We start from the raw sequence: 19,789 nt of genomic DNA on the forward strand, positions 1-19,789 counted from the left end.
ATGTCGGCGGGCATCGCGCTGGGTTTATGGGCCAAATCCGACGAGACGACGGACGCCGCCATGACCATTCGATTGCCCGGCCACCTGATGCCGCTCGCGCTTGCCGCGCTGGCGGGTGGCTGCGCGCATTACCAGCCGGCGCCGCTCGCCGAACGCCCCGCGCTGGTCGCCACGCTGCCCGATGTCCCGACGCACCCGCTGTCGGCGGCCGAGGTGGCGACGCTCGCGGTGGCGCGCGATCCCGATCTCGTAGCCGCGCGCACCAAAGGCGGCGTCGCCGAAGCGCAATTGGTGCAGGCCGGGGTGCTGCCCAATCCTTCGCTGACCGGCGCCTTCCTGCCGCTGATCTCGGGCGCGGGGACGGTGCCGGCGTGGAACCTCGGGCTGGCGCAGGATATCAAGGCATTGCTCGTCTATCGCCCCAAGCGCCGCGGCGCGCGCGACAGCGCGGCGCAGGTCCGCGCCGATCTGTTGTGGCAGGAATGGCAAGTCGCGGGCGAGGCGCGCCAGCTCGCCACCGATATCGCCAGCCGCGACCAGACCCGCCTGCTGCTCCAGGAAGCGGTGACGATCCTCGAGCATCGCTATCGGGTCACCCAGCGCGCGCTGACGGCGGGCGACGTGACCTTGGTGACCGCCGCGCCGAGCGCAGTCGGCTATCAGCAGGCGCGAACCAATCTGCAGACGCTCGACCAGCAGCAATTGCAGGATCGGCACAAGCTCAACGCCTTGCTCGGCCTCACGCCCGACGCAGCCTTGCCGCTCGCGCCGGTCGGGGCCGTCGCGCCGCTCGATATCGCCGCCGCACGCGCCGCGCTCGATACGCTCCCGGCGCGGCGCCCCGATCTGCTCGCGCTGCGCTTCGGCTATGCCGCGCAGGACGAGGCGCTGCGCGCGGCGATCCTCGCGCAATTCCCCGATCTGATCCTCGGCGGCAACGCGTCGAGCGACAACAGCCGGGTGGTCAATGCCGGCCCGACCGCGCAGCTCGGCCTCCCGCTGTTCGATCGCAACCAGGGCAATGTCGCGATCGCGCGCGCCACGCGCGAACAGCTCCGCGCCGAATATGCCGCGCGGCTCTCGGCGACGGTCGGGCAGGTCGGCGCGCTGCTCTCGGAGCTGGCGCAACTGCGCGACCAGCTCGCCACGGTCGAGCGCGACCTCCCCGCCGCGCGCGCTGCCGCCGTGCGGGCGAGCGCCGCGTTCGGCAATGCCGCGCTCGACGAGCGCGCTTACGTCGATCTCGTCACCAACCGCTTCACGAAGGAACAGGAAGTGCAGACGCTGAAACTCGCGCTGCTCGACCGGCAGATCGCGATCGAGGCGCTGATCGGCGCCGGGCTGCCGGGGGTCGATACCCTCGGGCTGATCGATCCGGGGACCAAGGGGGCCGCCCGATGAAGCGCGTCGCAACGATCCTCCTTGCGTTGCCGCTCGCGGCATGCGGCGCGGGCGAGCCGGCCGACGAGGGCGCGCGCGGCACCGCTTTGGTCTCCACCGTCGCGCCGCAGCAGGGCAGCCTGCCGCGGGTGATCGAGGCTTATGGGCAGGCGGTGCCCGCGGCCAATGGCACGGTGACGTTGAGCGTTCAGCAACCGGGGCAGGTCGTCGCGGTGCCGGCGGTGGCGGGGACGACCGTCGCCGCGGGCCAGCCGATCGTCATATTCGCGCTCGCCCCCGCGGCGCGCAGCGCGTGGCAGCAGGCGGCGAGCGCGGTGAAGGCGGCGGAATCGCAGCGCGAAACGACCGCGCGGCTGGTGACCCAGCAGCTCGCCACGCGCGACCAGCTCGTTCAGGCCGAAAAAGCCGTCATCGACGCGCGTGTTGCGCTCGACGCGCTGGCCAAGGAAGGCGCCGGTGCGGCGACGATGACATTGCGCGCACCATTCGCCGGGGTGGTCAGCACCGTCCCCGTAGCGCCGGGCGACCGCACCCAGCCGGGGCAGGCGCTGGCGACGGTCGCGCGCGCCGGGGCGCTGATCGTGACGGTCGGGGTCGACCCTGCGCGGCGCGGCGATCTGCGCGTCGGGGCGCCGGTGACGCTGACCCGGCTCGAGGGCGGCGCATCGGTGACCGGGCATGTCCAGCGGGTCGATGCGATACTCAACCCGCGCACCCGCCAGATCGATGTCGATATCGCCTATCCGGCGGGCGCGATCCTTTCCGGCGAAGCGATGAAGGTCGCGATCGAAACCGGTACCGCGCAAGGCTGGCGCGTGCCGCATCGCGCGGTGGTGATCGACGCGGACGGCAAGGCCAATGTGTTCCAGATCGTCGGCGGCAAGGCCAAGGCGGTGCCGGTGACGATCGCGGTCGCGCGATCGGACGACGATCTCGTTACCGGCGCGATCGATCCCCACGCCCGGCTGATCGTCGACGGCGCCTATCAGGTGGGGGACGGTGATGCGGTGCGCGTGGGAGCTGATCGTCACGCCGCGGCTTCGCGCGGCACTGGCTCCGCCGCCCGGCGTCATCCCGGCCTTGAGCCGGGATCCATCATGCCTCAGGCGCGGCGGCAGGAAGTTCTTGCCCTGCGCTTGCCTCCCGATGGACCCCGGCTCAAGGCCGGGGCGACGGAGGAATGACCTACGCCGCCCTGCTCGCGCGCCAATCGCGTGCGCTGGTGACGATTGCGGTCGCGCTGGCGATCGCGGGGCTGGTCGCGGCCTTGTCGCTGCCGGTGGGGCTGTTCCCGCAGGTGTCGTTCCCGCGCGTCGTGGTCGACATCGACGCGGGTTCGCGCCCCGCCGACCAGACCGCACGCAGCGTCACCACCCCGGTCGAACAGGCGTTACGCGCGGTGCCGGGGGTGCAGAACGTCCGCTCCGAAACGACCCGCGGGTCGGCGCAGATCTCGATCGACTTCGGCTGGGGGCGTGACATGACTGCCTCCACCTTGCTGGTCGAGGCGGCGATGTCGCGCGCGCTCGGCGCGCTGCCGCCCGGGACGAGCTATAACGTCCGGCGGATGGACCCGACGGTCTTCCCGATCATCTCCTACGCGCTCGAATCCGATCGCACCTCGCCCGCCGAGCTGCAGAATTTCGCGCGTTACCAGCTCGTGCCGCTGCTCAGCGGCATCTCCGGGCTGGCGCGCGCGGACGTGCAAGGCGGCGATACCGCCGAGGTCGAGGTGCTCGCCGATCCCGCGCGGCTCGCCGCGCACGGGCTCGCGATGAGCGACCTTTCGACCGCGATCGCCAACGGCAATGTGCTGAGCGCGGTCGGGCGGGTGCAGGATCGCGGGCGGCTCTCGCTGGTCGTCGCCGACCGCACCCTCCCTGGCGCCGCGGCGGTGGGCGAGGTGGTGGTGAAGGCCGATCCCGCCGGGGTGGTACGCGTCCGCGACGTCGCGAGCGTCCAGCCCGGCGTCGCCCCGCAATGGATGCACGTCAGCGAGGACGGGCGCCGCGCTGTGCTGCTCAACATCTACGAACAGCCCGACGGCAACGCGGTGCGCATCGCGCAAACGGTACAGCAGAAGCTCGCCGCGGTCCGCCTGCCCTCCGGCACGCGGCTCGTCTCCTGGTACGACCAGAGCGAGCTGGTGACGCAATCGCTCGCCAGCGTGCGCGATGCGGTGCTGATCGGGCTGGTACTCGCGGCGCTCGTGCTGCTGCTGTTCCTGCGCAACTGGCGGATCACGCTCGTTGCCGCGCTGATCGTCCCCGCGACCCTGGCGGCAACGGTGCTGGTGCTGACGATCTGCGGGATGAGCTTCAACATCATGACGCTGGGCGGGATCGCCGCCGCGGTCGGGCTGCTGATCGACGATGTGATCGTGATGGTCGAGCATATTGTGCGCCGTGCCGGGACCGGCGGCGGGCGCGCCGCGGTGCTCCCCGCCGCGCGCGAGTTCATGACGCCGCTCACCGGATCGAGCCTCGCGACGCTGATCGTCTTCCTGCCCTTGTCGTTCCTCACCGGGGTGACAGGCGCGTTCTCCAAAGCGCTGTCGCTGACGATGGGCGCGGCGCTGGCGATCTCCTGGGCGATGACCGCCTTCGTCGTCCCCGTGCTGACCGCGTGGCTGGTCGATTTCGACAAGGTCCACGATCCCGCCGCCGACGGAGAGCAAGGCCGGCTGTCGCGCTGGCATGCGCGCGGGCTCGACAAATTGTTCGCGCGTCCGTGGCTGCTCGCCGCGATCGGGGTGCCGCTGCTGCTCATCGGTTATCTCGGCTATGCCAATGTCCCCACCGGCTTCATGCCCAAGGTCGACGAGGGCGGGTTCGTGATGGATTATTATACCCCGCCCGGCACCTCGCTCGACGAGACCGAGCGGCGGATGAGCCAGGTCGACGCGCTGATCCGCGCCGATCCCGACGTGCTCACCTTCTCGCGACGGCTCGGCACCGGTCTCGGCGGCGATCTCGGGCAGAGCTATCACGGCGATTATTTCGTCCGGCTGAAGCCCGATCACGATCGCGCGACCGAGGAAGTCGCCGCCGATGTCGCCAAGCGGATCGGCGCCGAGGTGCCCGGGGTGCAGATCGAGGTCGCGCAATTGATGGAGGATCTGATCGGCGATCTCACCGCGGTGCCGCAGCCGATCGAGGTCAAATTGTTCGCCGCCGATCCGTCGATCCTCACCGATCAGGCGCGCAAGGTCGCCGCCGCGATCGGCAAGGTTTCGGGCGTGGTCGAGGTGAAGGACGGGGTGCAGCTTGCCGGCGATGCAATCGACGTGCGGATCGATCCGGTCCGCGCCGGGTTCGAGGGGGTGACCCCGGCCGATGTGCAGAATGCGATCGACGCCGCGCTCAACGGCGTGGTCGCAACCACCCTCCCCCAGCCCTCGCGCTCGGTGAACGTGCGCGTCCGCCTGCCGGCGGCGATGACGCTGACCCGTGAGGAACTCGCGACGCTGCCGATCCGCGCGGGCGACGGGCATGTGTTCCAGCTTTCGCGCGTCGCCGATCTCGTGCCGGTCACCGGCCAGCCGCAGATCGCGCGCGAGAATCTCGAGCCGATGGTCGCGGTCACCGGGCGGATCCAGGCGCGCGGGCTCGGCGCGACGATCGCCGATATCCGCGCCGTGCTCGCCCGGCCGGGGATGCTCGCGCCGGGGGTTCGCTACGAACTGGGCGGGCTCTACCAGCAACAGCAGATCGCCTTCGCCGGGCTGACCAAGGTGTTCCTCGCCGCTTTGGTCGCCGAATTCGCGCTGCTGCTCGTGCTCTATCGCCGCTTTACCACCCCGCTGGTGGTGATCGGCTGCTCGCTCGTCTCGACCACCGCGGTGTTCACCGCGCTCTGGATCACTGGGGTCGATCTCAACATCACCGCGCTGATGGGGATGACGATGATCATCGGCATCGGCACCGAAATGGCGATCTTCTATGTCAGCGAATATCAGGAGCTGACGCGGCACATGCCGCGCGCCGAGGCACTGCGCGAAGCGAGCCGTAACCGGCTGCGCCCGATCACGATGACGACGCTCGCCGCGATCCTGACGCTCCTGCCGCTGGCGCTCGCGATCGGTTCGGGCGCGGGGATCCAGCAGCCGCTGGCGATCGCGATCATCGCCGGGCTGCTGCTGCAATATCCGCTGGTGCTGCTCGCGATGCCGGTGCTGTTGGGGTTGTTGCCGGCGGAGAAGGCGGAGGCATAGCCGCCTGCTACAAACCTCCGTTCGGGCTGAGCTTGTCGAAGCCCTGCACTTTTCTTCACACGAGGAAGCGCCGCCCTTCGGCGGGCCCATGAAAGTATTACTTTCATGGGCGCCCTCACAAGCTCAGGGCGAACGGGCGGGAGAGGTTCTAACCCCCGCCAGTGCTCGCTCGATCTCCCCGGCGCAGCGCCGCAACCGGCGCAACACCGGCGCGCTTACCGGCCGCGGCGGAGAGGCGGAGGCGGACAGCGCCGCGATCACCGCCCCGCCCGCATCGCGGATCGGCACCGCGATACAGCCGAGCCCTTCGACCACCTCCTCCGCATCGGTCGCGAAATCATGCGCGCGGACCTGCGCGAGATGCGCGCGGATCGCCTCCGGGACGATGATCGTCGCGCGCGTCAGCGCGACGAACGGGCCATTGGCAAGATATTGATCGAGCGCCTCATCGGGCAGATGCGCGAGCAGCAGCTTGCCGATCCCCGAGCAATAGGCCTCCAGCTCCATTCCCTCGCGGGTGAACAGCGGGAAATCGATCGGCTCCTTGACCAGATAGCTCACCATATCGCCGCGCATCACCCCGAGGTGGACGACCATCCCGGTCGCGCCCGCCAGCCGGCGCAACGCCGGGCGCGCGATCCGCGCGAGCAAGGCATGGCTGCGCGCCGCCGCGCCGAGCTGGGTCAACCCCGCCGAGGCCGCATAGCGCCCCTGCCCCACCCGGATCAGCAGCCCGTGGCGCACCAGCGCCGCGACAAGGCGATGCGCGGTGGACAGTGGCAAGGCGAGATCCGCCGCGACCGCCGCCAGCGGGCGCTCGCCATTATCGGCGAGCAGCGCGGCAAGCAGCGCCAGCGCGCGATCGACGGCGCCACTCTCGGTCTCTTTTCCGGCCATTCTCTCATTGTCCGAGAATCCGGACGTCGGCGCAAGTTGTTCCGCCTCCGCCGCGGGCGTAATTTGCGCGGGAAATCACGAGGACATGGCGATGAGCGGCAAGGTCAAGGCGGCGATCATCGGTTCGGGCAATATCGGCACCGATCTGATGATCAAGATGGTCAAATATCCCCAGAATATGGAGCTGGTCGCGGTGGTCGGGATCGACGAGGCCTCCGAGGGTCTGGCGATGGCGCGCGAGCGCGGCGTCGCGACGACGCATGAGGGGATCGACGGGCTCAAGGCGATGGCGGTCTATCCCGAGATCGGCATCGTGTTCGACGCCACCTCGGCCTATGCGCATAAGGTGCATGACGAGGCGTTGCGCGCCGACGGCAAGCAGGTCGTCGACCTGACCCCCGCGGCGATCGGGCCGTTCACGATCCCCCCGGTCAACATGCATGCGCATCTCGATCAGCCCAACGTCAATATGGTGACGTGCGGCGGGCAAGCGACGATCCCGATGGTCGCCGCGGTCAGCCAGGTCGCGACGGTCCACTATGCCGAGATCGTCGCTTCGGTCTCGTCGCGCTCGGCCGGGCCGGGCACCCGCGCCAATATCGACGAATTTACCCGCACCACCGCGCGCGCGATCGAGGAAGTCGGCGGCGCGGCCAAGGGCAAGGCGATCATCATTTTGAACCCGGCCGAACCGCCGATGATCATGCGCGATACGGTGTTCACCTTGTCCGAGGGCGGCGACGAGGCGGCGATCCGCGCCTCGGTCGCGAAGATGGTCGCCGAGGTGCAGAAATATGTCCCCGGCTATCGGCTCAAGCAGGAAGTGCAGTTCGAGCGCTACGGCGACAACAACAAGCTCAAGATCCCAGGCCGCGGCGAATTCACCGGCCTCAAGACCTCGATCTTCCTCGAGGTGGAGGGCGCGGGCGATTATCTGCCGAGCTATTCGGGCAATCTCGACATCATGACCGCGGCGGCCAAGGCGACCGGCGAGCTGCTGGCGCAACGCATCGCTGAAAAGGTGACCGCATGACCTTCGATCCCACCACCACCAAGCTCTACGTCCAGGACGTCACGCTCCGCGACGGGATGCACGCGATCCGCCATATGTACGGCATCGATCACGTCCGCGCGATCGCTAAGGCGCTCGACGAGGCGGGCGTCGACGCGATCGAAGTGGCGCATGGCGACGGCCTGTCGGGCGCGAGCTTCAACTACGGCTTCGGCGCGCATACCGATTGGGAATGGATCGAGGCCGTTGCCGACGTGCTGAGCAGATCGGTGCTCACCACGCTCATCCTGCCGGGCGTCGGCACGGTCGAGGAGCTTCGCCGCGCTTATGATCTCGGCGTGCGCTCGGTGCGCGTCGCAACGCATTGCACCGAAGCGGATGTCTCCAAACAGCATATCGGCATCGCGCGCGATCTCGGGATGGACGTGTCGGGCTTCCTGATGATGAGCCATATGATCGAGCCCGATCGGCTCGCGCAGCAGGCGCTCCTCATGGAAAGCTATGGCGCGCAATGCGTCTATGTCACCGATAGCGGCGGTGCGCTCGATATGGACGGGGTGCGCGATCGCTTCCGCGCCTATGACAAGGTGCTCAAGCCCGAAACGCAGCGTGGGATGCATGCGCATCACAACCTCTCGCTCGGCGTCGCCAATTCGATCGTCGCGGCGCAGGAAGGCGCGATCCGGATCGACGCCAGCCTCGCCGGGATGGGCGCGGGCGCGGGCAATGCGCCGCTCGAAGTGTTCATCGCCGCCGCCGATCGCAAGGGGTGGAACCACGGCTGCGACGTCATGGCGCTGATGGACGCCGCCGAAGATCTCGTCCGGCCGCTGCAGGACCGCCCGGTGCGGGTCGACCGCGAGACGCTCGCGCTCGGCTATGCCGGGGTCTATTCGAGCTTCCTGCGTCACGCCGAAAAGGCCGCCGCAGATTACAACCTCGATACCCGCGCGATCCTCGTCGAGCTCGGCCGCCGCAAGATGGTCGGCGGGCAGGAGGATATGATCGTCGACGTCGCGCTCGACATGATTAGGGCCCAAATCTAATCGGGACGAGGTCGTGACGGAGCGGATTTTGGCGCCAGGCTAGGAGCAAGGAGAGAGCGATGCTGATGCATCGTGATCGACGCGCGACGCCGCATGGCGCCAAAAGCCGCCCGCCGCAGAGCGGTCACCCGGAGAAGCCCGCTGGACGGCGTCGCTTGCTTGCGCGTAGCGACTGCTACGCGTCTGCGCTGCACTCCTTGCCAGCGGGCTTCTCCGGGCGATCACGACGTCGTCCCGATTAGATTTGGGCCCTCAGGCGGCCGGCTGAAACCCTTGCCTCCCGGTCTGCGTCTGAGCATGAGATGCTGACGCAGCCGGGAGCAACGGGTGTCGAACCAGATTGAGGTCCTTTACTACGCGGTCGAATGGATCGTGCGGATCGGCGCGCTGATCGTCGTCCCGCAGCGCCGCTCGCCCAACGCCACCCGCGCGTGGCTGCTGCTGATCTTCTTCCTGCCGATCCCGGGGCTGATCCTCTATCTGCTGATCGGCAATCCGCGCTTCCCGGCGTGGCGCCGACAGCGCTTCGCGGCGCTGCAGCCCTTTTTCCGCGAGACCGCCGCGAGCCTTGCCGCGCACGCCCCGAGGCTGGGCGACAATCGCCCGACCGCCGATCTCGCCGCGACGCTCGGGCATATGCCCGCGACGACGGGCAACGACATCACGCTGATCGACGATTATGACGCGGTGATCGACCGGCTCGTCGCCGATATCGATGCCGCGCAGCGCTTCGTCCATATCCTCGTCTATATCTTCGCCGACGATCATGTCGGCCGGCGCATCGCCGCCGCCTTGGGACGAGCGGTGGCACGCGGGGTCGAGGCGCGGGTGATGTTCGATCCGGTCGGCTCGCATCACTGGCGCAAGGGCACGCTCGCGATGCTGCGCGCGCACGGCGTCGAGGTGATGGAATCGCTGCCGTGGCGGCTGTGGCGCAACCGCTCGCGCCGCGACATGCGCAACCACCGCAAGCTGTTCGTGATCGACGGGTGCATCGGCTATGCCGGATCGCAGAATATCGTCGCGAAGGATTTCCGCCCGGGGGTGGTCAATCGCGAGCTGGTCGCGCGCGTCACCGGGCCGGTGGTCGCGGCGATGGAGGCGATCGTCCGCGGCGACTGGTGCCTCGAAACCGGCATCCTCCCCGAACACCGGATCGAATTGCCCGCCGCGACCGGCGACGCCGATGCGCAGCTGATGCCGAGCGGCGCCAATTACCGGCTGGAAGGGTTCGAATCTCTGCTTGTCTGGCAGCTCCACCAAGCGTGCGAGCGGATCGTGATGGTCGCGCCCTATTTCATCCCCGACGAAGGCGTGCTCGCCGCGCTGCAGACCGCCGCCGCGCGCGGGGTGACGGTCGACATCGTGCTGTCCGAAGTGGTCGACCAGCGGCTCGTCAACCTGTCGCAAAGCTCCTATTACGACGAGCTGATGGCGGTGGGGGTGCGGATCCACCTGTTCCGCGGCTTCCTGCTCCACGCCAAGAATGTCGGGATCGACGGTCGGCTGGCGATCGTCAGTTCGAGCAACGTCGATCTGCGCTCGTTCCAGCTCAACGAGGAGGCGAGCCTCTTGCTCTACGACCCCGCGTCGGTCGCCGCGGTCGAGGCGATCCAGCGCGGATATCTCGCCCAGTCCGACACGATCGATCTGGCGCAATGGCGGCAACGCTCGCTGGCGCGGCGGCTGGCCGAGAATGTCGCGCGACTGTTCAACTCTTTGCTCTAGGTTGCGTCGTTCCTCGGGGAGGGTTTGTGCTCGGCGCGTTAACTCAACGGCCCGCCCGCCTTGCGCCACGCATCGATCCCGCCCTGGATATGGAACACCGCGAGCCCCGCCGCGCGCGCTTCCTGCACCGCCATCGCCGAACGCTCGCCGAACGCGCAATAGAAGAGCAGCCGCCGGTCGGGCAGCTTCGCCAGCTCGTGGAGCATCCCCCCCTCCCCGATGCTGTCGTGGAGATTGGGATAGGGCAGATGAAGCGAGCCGCAGATCACGCCATTGCGCGCGCGCTCGCCCTCTTCGCGCAGATCAATCAGCATCACGTCGGGCGCGCCGACCAGCCTTACCGCTTCCTTGGCGCACACCGCCCAGCCGGCACGCGCGATCGCCTCCTGATCGAGCCCGACGCGCACATTGGCGGGCACCGCGACATCCATCATCTTGGGATCGGCGAGCTTCAGACTGTGCATCAGCTCGGCATATTCGTCGGCGCTGGAAACCTGCAGCCGCGGATTGTGCGCGCGCTCCTCGCCGATCGTCGATACCGTATCGCCCTTATAATCGTGCGCCGGATAGACCAATGTCGCATCGGGGAGCTTGAGCAGCCGCCCGAACAGCGACTCATATTGCATCCGCGCGTCGCCGTTCTGGAAATCGGTGCGTCCGGTGCCGCGGATCAGCAGGGTATCGCCGGTGAAGACGCGGTCGGGCAGTGCGAAGCTATAGGAATCGTCGGTATGCCCCGGGGTGTAGATCACATCGAGCGACACGCCCTCGATCGTCAGCCTGTCGCCGTCGGCGAGCCGCATCGAGACGATATCGGCCTTGGTCTGCTCGCCCATCACGGTGATGCAATGCGTCCGGTCGCGCAGCGCGCCGAGCGCGGTGATATGATCAGCGTGAAGATGCGTATCGACCGCCTTGACCAGCTTGAGATCGAGCTCGCGGATCAATTGCAGGTAACGGTCGGTCCGCTCCAGCACCGGATCGATGATCAGCGCCTCCCCGCCCGCGCGGCTCGCCAGCAGATAGGAATAGGTGCTCGACGCGGAATCGAACAATTGGCGAAAGATCATCACGCCCTCCTCCGCGCGAGCACCCGCAACCTCAATCGCGCGGCTGCGCGATCACCCGAAGATACGGCTTGAGCGTCTTCCACCCCTCAGGATATTTCGCCGCCGCCGCCTCGTCCGAGACCGAGGGCGGGATGATCACATCGTCGCCGGGGCGCCAGTTCACCGGGGTCGCGACGGTGTGTTTGGCGGTGAGCTGGCACGAATCGAGCAGCCGCAGCACCTCGTCGAAATTGCGCCCGCTGCTCATCGGATAGATCAGCATCGCCTTGATGCGCTTGTCCGGCCCGATGACGAACACCGCGCGGACGGTGGCATTGTCGACCGCGGTGCGCCCTTCCGAGGTCTCGCCGGCGTCGCGCGGCAGCATGCCATAGGCCTTGGCGACCTTCAGATCGGTATCGCCGATCATCGGGTAATTGACCTTATGCCCCTGTGTCTCCTCGATATCCGCGGCCCAGCGCGCATGATTGTCGACCGGATCGATGCTGAGCCCGATGATCTTGGTATTGCGCTTGTCGAACTCGGGCTTGAGCCCGGCCATATAGCCGAGCTCGGTGGTGCAGACCGGGGTGAAATCCTTGGGGTGCGAGAACAGGATCGCCCAGCCGTCGCCGATCCATTCGTGGAAGTTGATCGGTCCCTCGGTGGTGTTTGCGGTGAAATCCGGCGCGATATCGTTGATCAGCAGCGTCATGCTCTCGCCCTCCTGTGCTTTTCGACCCGGCGCACCCGCGCGCAGAAGGTCGTCCGCACCAAGATACGCCTGAAACCGGGTATCGCTCCACTATAGAGCGATGCCCGATGCCGGGCCACGCCAATTCAGTGGAGGTGACGCAGCTTGTCCGGGTTGCGCATCACATAGATAGCGACGACCTTGCCGTCCTCGATCTCCAGCGCGGTGGTCTGCAATTCGCCGTCGGATTCGCGCGTCACGAAGCCGGGCAGTCCGTTGACGAACGCGGTCCGCACCAATTGCGAGCGGTGTTTCCGGAACAGCACCGCCAGCGCCTTGTGGACCTGCATGACCTGCTTGAACCCGAGTACCAGCTTCATCGCCGCCGGGCGCTTGCCGCCGCCGTCGGAATGGATGCTGACATCGGCGGCGAGCATCGCGCCGAGCGCGGTCATGTCACCCCCGCGCGACGCGGCGAAAAACGCTTCGGCGATCGCCATCCCGCGCTCTTTCTCGACCTTGAAGCGCGGCCGGGCCTCGCGGACGTGCGCCCGGGCACGCGCGGCGAGCTGGCGGCACGCCGCGGCATCGCGCGCGATCGTCGTCGCCACCTCGTCGAAGCCGACCCCGAAGACGTCGTGGAGCAGGAACGCCGCCCGTTCGAGCGGCGAAAGCCGTTCGAGCGCGAGCATCAGCGGCAGGGTCACGTCCTCCGCCTCTTCCTCTTCCTCGACGATCGGATCGGGCAGCCACGGGCCGATATAGGTTTCGCGATTGTGCCGCGCCGATTTGAGCTGATCGAGGCACAGCCGCGTCACGGTGCGGCGCAGGAACGCCTCGGGCTCGCGCACCGCGGCGCGGTCGGCCCCCATCCAGCGGATGAAGGCCTCCTGCACCACGTCCTCGGCATCGGCGACCGAACCGAGCATGCGATAGGCGACGCGCAGCAGCCGCGGGCGCAGCGGATCGAAGCTTTCCGCCGCGCCGGCGCTCGTCATGCCGCGACCTGCTGCTGCACCGCCTTGGCCGCCTCGGGCTCGATCCACAGCCCGAAACCGACCGCGAGCCGGTTCCAGCCGTTGATGATGTTGATCATCAGCGTGAGCTTGACCTGCTCCTCCTCGGAGAAATGCGCGCTGAGGGCGGCATAGGCCTCTCGGTGGTGATGCCCTTCGGACAGGCGGGTCAGCGCATCGGTCCACCCCAGCGCGGCGCGCTCGCGATCGGTGTAGCACGGCGCCTCACGCCACGCGGAGAGCAGGTAGATGCGCTGTTCGGTCTCGCCCTGCGCGCGCGCCTCGACGGTGTGCATATTGATGCAATTGGCGCAGCCGTTGATCTGCGAGGCGCGGATCTTGACCAGTTCGATAAGGCTCGGCTCGAGGCTGGCGGCGATCGCCATCGACGCGCCGGTCCAGGTCTTCATCAGTTGCGGGGCAGCGGCATAGGGGTTGAGCTTGGCAGTCATGGTCGGGGTCCTTTCGTGGGTTCCGGTGACATGACGAGCCCACGATGCCGGGCGTGACATCGGGCGAAGATTTTTCTGATTTTTTTCTCGCTCTCCCCTGTGAGGAGAGAGTTCACACCGTGATCCGCGGCATCTCCCCCGGCCCGACGGTCATCACATCCTGCCAGTCCGGGTGCTTTTCGTATCGCGCGCGGACATAGGGACAGAGCGGGATGATCTTGAACCCGCCGCTGCGCGCATCGGCGATCAGATAGTCGACCAACGCCGCCGCGGCGCCGGTGCCGCGCAGCGCCTCGGGCGCGCCGGTATGGTCGGCGCTGATCAGCCCCGGCCCGCGATGCGTGAAGGTGAGTTCGGCCTCGGCGTCAATCCCGGCGACCCGCGCGACATAGCGGCCGTGACGCGCGCCATCCTCTTTGGTGATCGTGATATCGGCCATCGCCTTCATTCCTTCGTCATGACAGCCGCCACCGGTCTCGCCGCCAACATCAGTGCGCCGCCTCGGGCATCGGGGTGAATTCGCGATCGTCGCCGACCGGCAGCTTCATCCGCTGCTGCCGCCAATCCTCCGCCGCCTGTTCGAGCCGCTCCTTCGACGAGGAGACGAAATTCCACAGCAGGAAGCGCTCGCCGATCGGCTCGCCGCCCAGCACCATCACCGTCGAAGGCTGGCGCGCCTCGACGTCCACCGCGTCGCGCCCGGCGAGCACCGCCATCTGTCCCGCGTTCAGCACCGTCCCGCCGACCGTCACCTCGCCGCTCGCGCAATAGACCGCGCGCTCGGGGTAGGCGGTGGTCACGCTGCGTCGCGCGCCGGGCGACATTTCCCAATGCTGGTAGAATTGGGGCGAATGGACCTTGACCCCGGCGGTCAGCCCGTCGGCGGTGCCCGCGATCAGCCGGCCGCGCACCCCGTCCTCGGTCCATTGCGGCAGGTCGTCGCCCTCGCGGTGATCGAAGCTCGGGTCGGTCTCCTCGTCCGCCAGCGGCAGCGCGACCCACGCCTGGATGCCGTGCATGTTGGCGCCGTGCGACCGCGCATATTCGAGCCGCTCGCTATGCGTGATCCCGCTCCCCGCGACCATCCAATTGACCTCGCCGGGACGGATTTCCTGCTCATAGCCCAGGCTGTCGCGGTGCGTGATCTGCCCGGAATAGAGATAGGTCACCGTCGCGAGCCCGATATGCGGATGCGGGCGCACGTCGAGCTCGCGCGGGATGCCCGGCGCCAGCTCGAGCGGCCCCAGGTGATCGAAGAAGATATACGGCCCGACCATCCGCCGCGCGTGGAACGGCAACACCCGGCCGACCACGAAGCCGCCGCCCAGATCGCGGCTGCGCTTGTCGATAATGCGTTCGATCGTCACGTCATTTCCTTCCGGAGCGGATTCGTTTCGCGCACCATCGCGCCGCGCCGCGCGTAAGTCGAGCATTGACCTTCGCGCGCATTCGCCGCACCTCGCGCGCCGAAGAGGGAGTGTATTTTTTGAAAACGGCCGATTTCCTGATCATCGGTGGCGGCATCGCCGGCGTCTCCGCCGCTGCCCGCCTCGCCCCGCACGGCCGGACGCTGCTGCTCGAAGCGGAAAGTGCGTTCGGTTATCATTCGAGCGGCCGCAGCGCGACCTTCTATCATTTCGGGATCGGCAAATCGGTGGTCCGCGGGATGACCGCGTTCAGCCGCACGCATTTTGAGACCACCACCGCCGCCGGGGTGGAGCTTTCGCGCCCCTCCGCCGCCTTGTTCATCGCCACGCCGGGTATGGTCGACGGGCTCGACGAGCTCGAGGCGGAGATGGCGCGTTACAGCGACCGGCTCGAACGGCTCGATGCGGCGGGGGTGAAGGCGATCGTGCCGATCCTCAACACCGGCGGCGACGGCGTGGTCGCCGGGGTGATCGATCGCACCGCGCGCCGGCTCGATAGCGAGGCGCTGCAGCAGGATTATCGCGCGACGCTCAAGAAAGCGGGCGGCGAGGCGATCCCCGACGCGCGGGTCGTTGCGGTCGCACGCGAAGGCGGTGCGTGGACGGTCACCACCGCCGCCGGCGACAGTTACGCCGCGCCGGTCCTGATCAATGCCGCCGGCGCGTGGTGCGACGAGATCGCGCGCCTCGCCGGAGTCGCGCCGCTTGGGCTGCAACCGCTGCGGCGGACGATCATCGTATTCGACGCGCCGGCCGAGCTCGACGTGCGCGACTGGCCGTTCACCAAGACCGCGGTCGACGATTTCTACATGCTCCCCGAATCCGGCCGACTGCTCGCCTGCCCGGTCGACGAGGTCCCGAGCGATCCCGGCGACGCGCACCCCGAGGAATATGACATCGCGCTCGCCGCGTCGAAGGTCGAGGAATATACCTCGGTGCCGATCCGCCGGATCAGCCATAGCTGGGCGGGGCTGCGCACCTTCACCCACGATCGCGTCCCCGTCGCCGGGTTCGCGCCCGACGCATCGGGGTTCTTCTGGCTTGCCGGTCAGGGCGGATACGGGCTGCAGACCGCTCCCGCGATGAGCGCGATCACCGAGGCGCTGATCGCCGGCACCGCCTGGCCCGAGATGCTGACCGAGTGGGGCGTCACCCGGGAGGCGATGTCACCCGAACGGCTCAAGCCGCGCGGCTGAGCGCCGTTTCGGCCATTACTGCTTGTGGTCGCGCTTTTGCCGATCGCCGCCAGTCTGCGGATAACCCGAGCCGGTCGCGGAGTCGCTGTCGAAATCCTCGCCGGCGTTGCCGCCCCCCGCCCCCGATCCGGCGCCGCGCACCTCGCCGGTCTCCGGATCGACGCGGGCGCGCTTGCCGTTGTCCGGGGGCAGATCGGGACGCTGCCGTTTGGCTGGTTGGTTCATGCCGCTTCTCCTGAATGCCCGATCAACGTGCCGTTGCACGCGGCCGCTCCCCGGAACTGATCCAGGTTAGGCAAAGCGCACGGAACGTCGGCGCGCCACGACATTTGGAAATGCCAGGAGCAGCGCGATGAACAACCGCAGCAACGAACCTCGGCAATCCGGCCGCGACGTCGAGGGCCCGCCGGGCACCAAACGCAACCGCGACCAGACCAACGAGGGCGAGTCGAGCGAAGAACCGGCCGAAGGCGGCGAGGAAACCGCGCCGCGGCAACCCGGTTCTCCGGGTTAACCGCGCCCACCGCGAACCTCACTATCGGCGATACAAGTAAGCCCCGTCGCTTTTCAGCGGCGGGGCTCCCTGAAGGTTTACTCAACACGCTCGGTGTGACCAAAGCCTTCGATACCGGATCGTCTTTCGATCGATCGGCGTGGTTTCAACGCGCCGGATCGGGCGCGGTTCCGGCGAAAGCGCGTTATCGCCCCCGCCGGCGCAATTGCCGCGCGAGCGAGTCCGCAGCCAGCACATAGGCAGGGCCGCCGCACACCGTCCAGGCTTCGGGCAGCTTCAACCGCGGGATCGTGCCGAGCAGCGGATGATGGAGCAATTCGATGCCCTGATCGGTCACCTGATCGGTCGCGGTTTCGACGATCAGATAGTCCGGCCGCGCCCGCGCCATTTCCTCCAGCCCGACGCGGGCCAGCGCCGGCTTGCCCAACCGTGCGGCAAGGTTCGTCAGCCCGACCCGATGCATCAGATCGTCGACCAACGTACCGGTGCCGGTGAGATAGCCGCGCCGCTGATAATAAGCCGCGGTGGCGCGGTGCCCGGCGTCGCGCGGGATTCGCGCCAGCGCGGCATCCATCCGCGCGATCAGCGCGGTGCCACGTTCGGGATGCCCGACCGCCGCAGCAACCATCCGCACCTGCGCACGGATCTCGGCATAACTTTCGGCGGGCACGAGATCGAGCGTCGCGATCGAACGGCCGCGTAACTGCGCCATCGTCTCGCGGCGACGGCCGGGCGTGGCGATGACCAGATCGGGGCGCAGCGCCAGCACCTCCTCCGCCCCACCGCGGGTGATCGGCACCGACCGGGCCGCGGCAGCGACGGCGGACATTTGCGGATCGCGCGCGAAATTGGTCAATGCCGCGATCTGCCCGCGATCGGCGAGCGCGAGCAGATATTGGTCGGCGCACAGGTTGAGCGACACGATCCGGCGAGGTGCAGCGGGCGGAGGCGGGGCGGCGCCGAGCAGGATCGTCAGCAAAGGCAGAAGGAGCAAGCGGCGCATCGCATCCGCGCCTTTGCCCGATTGCCGGCGTCCAGGCGAGGGGTGATCTTAGGTCCGTTAACGCTCCACTCGGCTCCCCCGTGTCCTCGCGAAGGCGGGGACCTAATGCTGAGAACACAACGGATGAGTCCCGGAATCCTTTCCCGTCATGCCGGGTGAGAGATGCGGGAACCATCCGTCTGTATCTACCCACTAGTCTGGGCTCCCGCCTGCGCGGCAGCACAAAGGAGGGTCTGCACGACGGAAAAACGAGTTCTCCTCCGTTCCGATCCGCGCTAGGCACCCGCCGGTCCGCGCGCCCGCGTCGGGCCTACCCCCTTGCCCGACGAGGCTGCCCGATCGTGACCCGCCGCTGGCTCTGGCCCGCCCTGATCCTCGCAATGCTGGTCGCGGGCGTGCTCGGCGTGGGCATCGGCAGCACCTCGATCGCGCCGGGCCACGCGCTTGCCGCGCTTGCCGGGCATGGCGATCCGATCGAGCGCGCGATCCTGATCGAGCTCAGGCTGCCACGCGCGATCCTCGGGCTTGCGGTCGGCGCGATGCTCGGGCTCGCCGGCGCCGCGCTGCAAGGCTATCTGCGCAATCCGCTCGCCGAACCTTCGGTGCTCGGTGCGTCGAACGGCGCGGCGCTCGGCGCAGTGGTCGCGCTCTATTTCGGGATCGCCGAGTGGAATGCGGTCGCGCTGCCGGTGCTCGCGATCGCCGGGGCGCTGGTGACGCTCGCGGCGCTGTTCGCGCTCGCCGGGCGATCGGAAAGCCCGCTGACCCTGATCCTCGCCGGGATCGCGGTGGCGACATTGACCGGCGCCGGGATCAGCCTCGCGCTCAATCTGTCGCCCAACCCCTTCGCGGCGATGGAGATCATGACCTGGCTGCTCGGCAGCCTCGAGGATCGCTCGTTCCGCCACGTCCTGCTCGCGCTTCCCTGCATCGCGATCGGCATCGTGCTGCTCGCCGGGCAAGGCCGCGCACTCGATGCGCTGACGCTCGGCGAAGACGGCGCGGCCGCGTTGGGGATCGATCTCCGCGCGACGCGGATGCGGCTGATGCTCGGAGTGGCGATCGGGGTCGGCGGGGCGGTCGCGGTTTCGGGGGCGATCGGGTTCGTCGGGTTGATCGTTCCGCATCTCGTCCGCCCGCTCACCGATCGCAGCCCGTCGGCGGTGCTGTGGCCGAGCGCGCTCGCCGGGGCGGCGTTGCTCGCGCTGGCCGATGTCGCGGTGCGGGTGATCCCCGCGACCAACGAATTGAAGCTCGGCGTGGTCACCGCCTTTCTCGGCGTGCCGGTCTTCCTCGTCCATCTGATGCGGGAGCGGCGACTGTGGTGAGCATCGCCGCGGATCGGGTTAGCGTCTCCCTCGGCGGGCGGCATGTGGTGCGCGAGGTATCGGCCGCGCTGACGCCGGGCCGCCTGGTCGGCGTGCTCGGCCCCAATGGCGCGGGCAAATCGACGCTGGTCCGCGCATTGCTCGGGCTGGTCCCGCATCACGGCAATGTGACGATCGACGGCATCGCGCGCACCGCGATGTCGCGCGCCGCGATCGCGCAGGCGGTCGCCTATCTGCCGCAGGGGCAGGTGCTGCACTGGCCGCTGACGGTCGCGCGGCTGGTCGCGCTCGGGCGGCTGCCGCACCTCGCGCCCTTTTCGCGGCTCGCCGATTCGGATCACGCCGCGATCGATCATGCGATGGCGCGCGCCGGGGTCACGTCGCTCGCCGACCGGCTCGCGACCGAATTGTCGGGCGGCGAGCGCGCGCGCGTATTGCTCGCGCGGGCGCTCGCGGTTGAGGCGCCCGCGCTGATCGTCGACGAGCCGCTCGCCAGCCTCGATCCGGCGCATCAGATCGAGGGGATGGAATTGCTCCGCGCCGAAGCCGACGCCGGCCGGCTGGTCGTCGCGGTGCTCCACGACCTGACGCTCGCCGCGCGTTTCTGCGATCGCGTGCTGGTGATGGCGGAGGGCGCGCTGGTCGCGGACGGCGCGCCGCGCCATGTGCTGACCGCCGAGTTGCTGGCGCGCGTTTATGGCATTACCGCCTATTTCGGGGAGGGCGCCACCCCGATGCTCGTGCCGCTCGACCGGCTGCGTTGACGATCCATTTGACCTTCTGACCGAAAAAGCGCCTATTCGTCGCCGTCCC

Annotated in this window: 19 protein-coding genes; 10 read left to right on the forward strand and 9 right to left on the reverse strand. The window is 68.4% G+C overall.

Annotated elements, in window-relative coordinates; all coding sequences use genetic code 11:
- Genes NED98_RS07625 through NED98_RS07635 form a run of 3 tightly spaced genes read left to right on the forward strand, consistent with a single transcriptional unit; the run spans position 1 to position 5,614 of the window.
- Positions 1-1,401, forward strand: coding sequence for a TolC family protein (locus NED98_RS07625; RefSeq protein ID WP_432423304.1), 1,401 nt, complete (start codon positions 1-3; stop codon positions 1,399-1,401).
- Positions 1,398-2,585 (forward strand): efflux RND transporter periplasmic adaptor subunit, encoded by a 1,188-nt coding sequence (locus NED98_RS07630; protein WP_265312466.1) that lies wholly within the window; start codon positions 1,398-1,400, stop codon positions 2,583-2,585. Before NED98_RS07625 ends, NED98_RS07630 begins: the two co-directional genes overlap by 4 nt.
- Positions 2,582-5,614, forward strand: coding sequence for an efflux RND transporter permease subunit (locus tag NED98_RS07635; RefSeq protein WP_265312467.1), 3,033 nt, complete (start codon positions 2,582-2,584; stop codon positions 5,612-5,614). Before NED98_RS07630 ends, NED98_RS07635 begins: the two co-directional genes overlap by 4 nt.
- 123 nt (positions 5,615-5,737) lie before the next feature.
- Here the strand turns inward: NED98_RS07635 and NED98_RS07640 are convergent, their stop codons facing one another.
- Positions 5,738-6,511 carry an IclR family transcriptional regulator gene (locus tag NED98_RS07640; RefSeq protein WP_265312468.1) on the reverse strand — a complete coding sequence of 258 codons (774 nt, stop codon included), beginning with the start codon at positions 6,509-6,511 and terminating at the stop codon, positions 5,738-5,740.
- Between the two features lie 91 nt (positions 6,512-6,602).
- Here NED98_RS07640 and NED98_RS07645 point away from each other — a divergent pair, with 91 nt between their 5' ends.
- The 3 genes from NED98_RS07645 (at position 6,603) to cls (ending at position 10,297) form a co-directional block, all read left to right on the forward strand.
- The gene (locus NED98_RS07645; RefSeq protein WP_179515294.1) at positions 6,603-7,544 is read left to right on the forward strand and encodes an acetaldehyde dehydrogenase (acetylating); all 942 of its coding nucleotides are present in this window, start codon (positions 6,603-6,605) and stop codon (positions 7,542-7,544) included.
- A complete protein-coding gene (gene dmpG / locus NED98_RS07650) occupies positions 7,541-8,569 on the forward strand; it encodes a 4-hydroxy-2-oxovalerate aldolase (RefSeq protein ID WP_265312469.1) in 1,029 nt (342 codons plus the stop codon). The genes NED98_RS07645 and dmpG overlap by 4 nt, the downstream gene beginning before the upstream one ends.
- Positions 8,570-8,896: 327 nt before the next feature.
- Positions 8,897-10,297, forward strand: coding sequence for a cardiolipin synthase (cls, locus tag NED98_RS07655; RefSeq protein ID WP_265312470.1), 1,401 nt, complete (start codon positions 8,897-8,899; stop codon positions 10,295-10,297).
- 38 nt (positions 10,298-10,335) lie between these two features.
- Here the strand turns inward: cls and NED98_RS07660 are convergent, their stop codons facing one another.
- From NED98_RS07660 to NED98_RS07685, 6 genes are all read right to left on the reverse strand, one after another.
- Positions 10,336-11,367 carry an MBL fold metallo-hydrolase gene (locus tag NED98_RS07660; protein ID WP_265312471.1) on the reverse strand — a complete coding sequence of 344 codons (1,032 nt, stop codon included), beginning with the start codon at positions 11,365-11,367 and terminating at the stop codon, positions 10,336-10,338.
- A gap of 31 nt (positions 11,368-11,398) precedes the next feature.
- Positions 11,399-12,061 (reverse strand): peroxiredoxin, encoded by a 663-nt coding sequence (locus NED98_RS07665; protein WP_179515290.1) that lies wholly within the window; start codon positions 12,059-12,061, stop codon positions 11,399-11,401.
- 125 nt (positions 12,062-12,186) lie between these two features.
- Positions 12,187-13,038: a sigma-70 family RNA polymerase sigma factor gene (locus NED98_RS07670; protein ID WP_265312472.1), complete on the reverse strand. Its 852-nt coding sequence runs from the start codon at positions 13,036-13,038 to the stop codon at positions 12,187-12,189.
- The gene (locus NED98_RS07675) at positions 13,035-13,508 is read right to left on the reverse strand and encodes a carboxymuconolactone decarboxylase family protein (RefSeq protein ID WP_265312473.1); all 474 of its coding nucleotides are present in this window, start codon (positions 13,506-13,508) and stop codon (positions 13,035-13,037) included. Before NED98_RS07675 ends, NED98_RS07670 begins: the two co-directional genes overlap by 4 nt.
- A gap of 112 nt (positions 13,509-13,620) precedes the next feature.
- Complete coding sequence (locus tag NED98_RS07680; protein WP_265312474.1) at positions 13,621-13,947, reverse strand: GNAT family N-acetyltransferase; 327 nt, start codon at positions 13,945-13,947, stop codon at positions 13,621-13,623.
- Between the two features lie 49 nt (positions 13,948-13,996).
- The gene (locus tag NED98_RS07685) at positions 13,997-14,875 is read right to left on the reverse strand and encodes a pirin family protein (RefSeq protein WP_265312475.1); all 879 of its coding nucleotides are present in this window, start codon (positions 14,873-14,875) and stop codon (positions 13,997-13,999) included.
- 119 nt (positions 14,876-14,994) lie between these two features.
- Here NED98_RS07685 and NED98_RS07690 point away from each other — a divergent pair, with 119 nt between their 5' ends.
- On the forward strand, positions 14,995-16,131 hold the full coding sequence (locus tag NED98_RS07690; protein WP_265312476.1) for an NAD(P)/FAD-dependent oxidoreductase: 1,137 nt from the start codon (positions 14,995-14,997) through the stop codon (positions 16,129-16,131).
- A gap of 15 nt (positions 16,132-16,146) precedes the next feature.
- Here NED98_RS07690 and NED98_RS07695 read toward each other — a convergent pair whose 3' ends face one another.
- On the reverse strand, positions 16,147-16,356 hold the full coding sequence (locus tag NED98_RS07695; RefSeq protein ID WP_265312477.1) for a hypothetical protein: 210 nt from the start codon (positions 16,354-16,356) through the stop codon (positions 16,147-16,149).
- A 127-nt stretch (positions 16,357-16,483) separates the two neighbouring features.
- Between NED98_RS07695 and NED98_RS07700 the strand changes: the two genes are divergently transcribed.
- Positions 16,484-16,645 carry a hypothetical protein gene (locus NED98_RS07700; protein ID WP_265312478.1) on the forward strand — a complete coding sequence of 54 codons (162 nt, stop codon included), beginning with the start codon at positions 16,484-16,486 and terminating at the stop codon, positions 16,643-16,645.
- Positions 16,646-16,829: 184 nt separating this feature from the next.
- Here NED98_RS07700 and NED98_RS07705 read toward each other — a convergent pair whose 3' ends face one another.
- Positions 16,830-17,648 (reverse strand): ABC transporter substrate-binding protein, encoded by an 819-nt coding sequence (locus NED98_RS07705; RefSeq protein ID WP_265312479.1) that lies wholly within the window; start codon positions 17,646-17,648, stop codon positions 16,830-16,832.
- Between the two features lie 380 nt (positions 17,649-18,028).
- Here NED98_RS07705 and NED98_RS07710 point away from each other — a divergent pair, with 380 nt between their 5' ends.
- A complete protein-coding gene (locus NED98_RS07710; RefSeq protein WP_265312815.1) occupies positions 18,029-18,976 on the forward strand; it encodes a FecCD family ABC transporter permease in 948 nt (315 codons plus the stop codon).
- Positions 18,970-19,740 carry an ABC transporter ATP-binding protein gene (locus NED98_RS07715; RefSeq protein ID WP_265312480.1) on the forward strand — a complete coding sequence of 257 codons (771 nt, stop codon included), beginning with the start codon at positions 18,970-18,972 and terminating at the stop codon, positions 19,738-19,740. Before NED98_RS07710 ends, NED98_RS07715 begins: the two co-directional genes overlap by 7 nt.
- Positions 19,741-19,789 lie beyond the last annotated feature (49 nt).

Origin of the sequence: Sphingomonas lycopersici (assembly GCF_026130605.1) — a bacterium.
In the GTDB taxonomy this organism is placed as follows: Bacteria; Pseudomonadota; Alphaproteobacteria; order Sphingomonadales; family Sphingomonadaceae; genus Sphingomonas; species Sphingomonas lycopersici.

Bases quoted from the DNA above. Each gene is read 5' to 3' on its own strand.
- NED98_RS07675 (WP_265312473.1), bottom strand. From the start codon at position 13,508: ATGACTGCCAAGCTCAACCCCTATGCCGCTGCCCCGCAACTGATGAAG.
- NED98_RS07670 (WP_265312472.1), bottom strand. From the start codon at position 13,038: ATGACGAGCGCCGGCGCGGCGGAAAGCTTCGATCCGCTGCGCCCGCGG.
- NED98_RS07705 (WP_265312479.1), bottom strand. From the start codon at position 17,648: ATGCGCCGCTTGCTCCTTCTGCCTTTGCTGACGATCCTGCTCGGCGCC.
- NED98_RS07635 (WP_265312467.1), top strand. From the start codon at position 2,582: ATGACCTACGCCGCCCTGCTCGCGCGCCAATCGCGTGCGCTGGTGACG.
- NED98_RS07625 (WP_432423304.1), top strand. From the start codon at position 1: ATGTCGGCGGGCATCGCGCTGGGTTTATGGGCCAAATCCGACGAGACG.
- NED98_RS07665 (WP_179515290.1), bottom strand. From the start codon at position 12,061: ATGACGCTGCTGATCAACGATATCGCGCCGGATTTCACCGCAAACACC.
- NED98_RS07695 (WP_265312477.1), bottom strand. From the start codon at position 16,356: ATGAACCAACCAGCCAAACGGCAGCGTCCCGATCTGCCCCCGGACAAC.
- NED98_RS07710 (WP_265312815.1), top strand. From the start codon at position 18,029: ATGCTGGTCGCGGGCGTGCTCGGCGTGGGCATCGGCAGCACCTCGATC.
- NED98_RS07645 (WP_179515294.1), top strand. From the start codon at position 6,603: ATGAGCGGCAAGGTCAAGGCGGCGATCATCGGTTCGGGCAATATCGGC.
- NED98_RS07660 (WP_265312471.1), bottom strand. From the start codon at position 11,367: ATGATCTTTCGCCAATTGTTCGATTCCGCGTCGAGCACCTATTCCTAT.
- NED98_RS07640 (WP_265312468.1), bottom strand. From the start codon at position 6,511: ATGGCCGGAAAAGAGACCGAGAGTGGCGCCGTCGATCGCGCGCTGGCG.
- NED98_RS07700 (WP_265312478.1), top strand. From the start codon at position 16,484: ATGAACAACCGCAGCAACGAACCTCGGCAATCCGGCCGCGACGTCGAG.
- NED98_RS07680 (WP_265312474.1), bottom strand. From the start codon at position 13,947: ATGGCCGATATCACGATCACCAAAGAGGATGGCGCGCGTCACGGCCGC.
- dmpG (WP_265312469.1), top strand. From the start codon at position 7,541: ATGACCTTCGATCCCACCACCACCAAGCTCTACGTCCAGGACGTCACG.
- NED98_RS07630 (WP_265312466.1), top strand. From the start codon at position 1,398: ATGAAGCGCGTCGCAACGATCCTCCTTGCGTTGCCGCTCGCGGCATGC.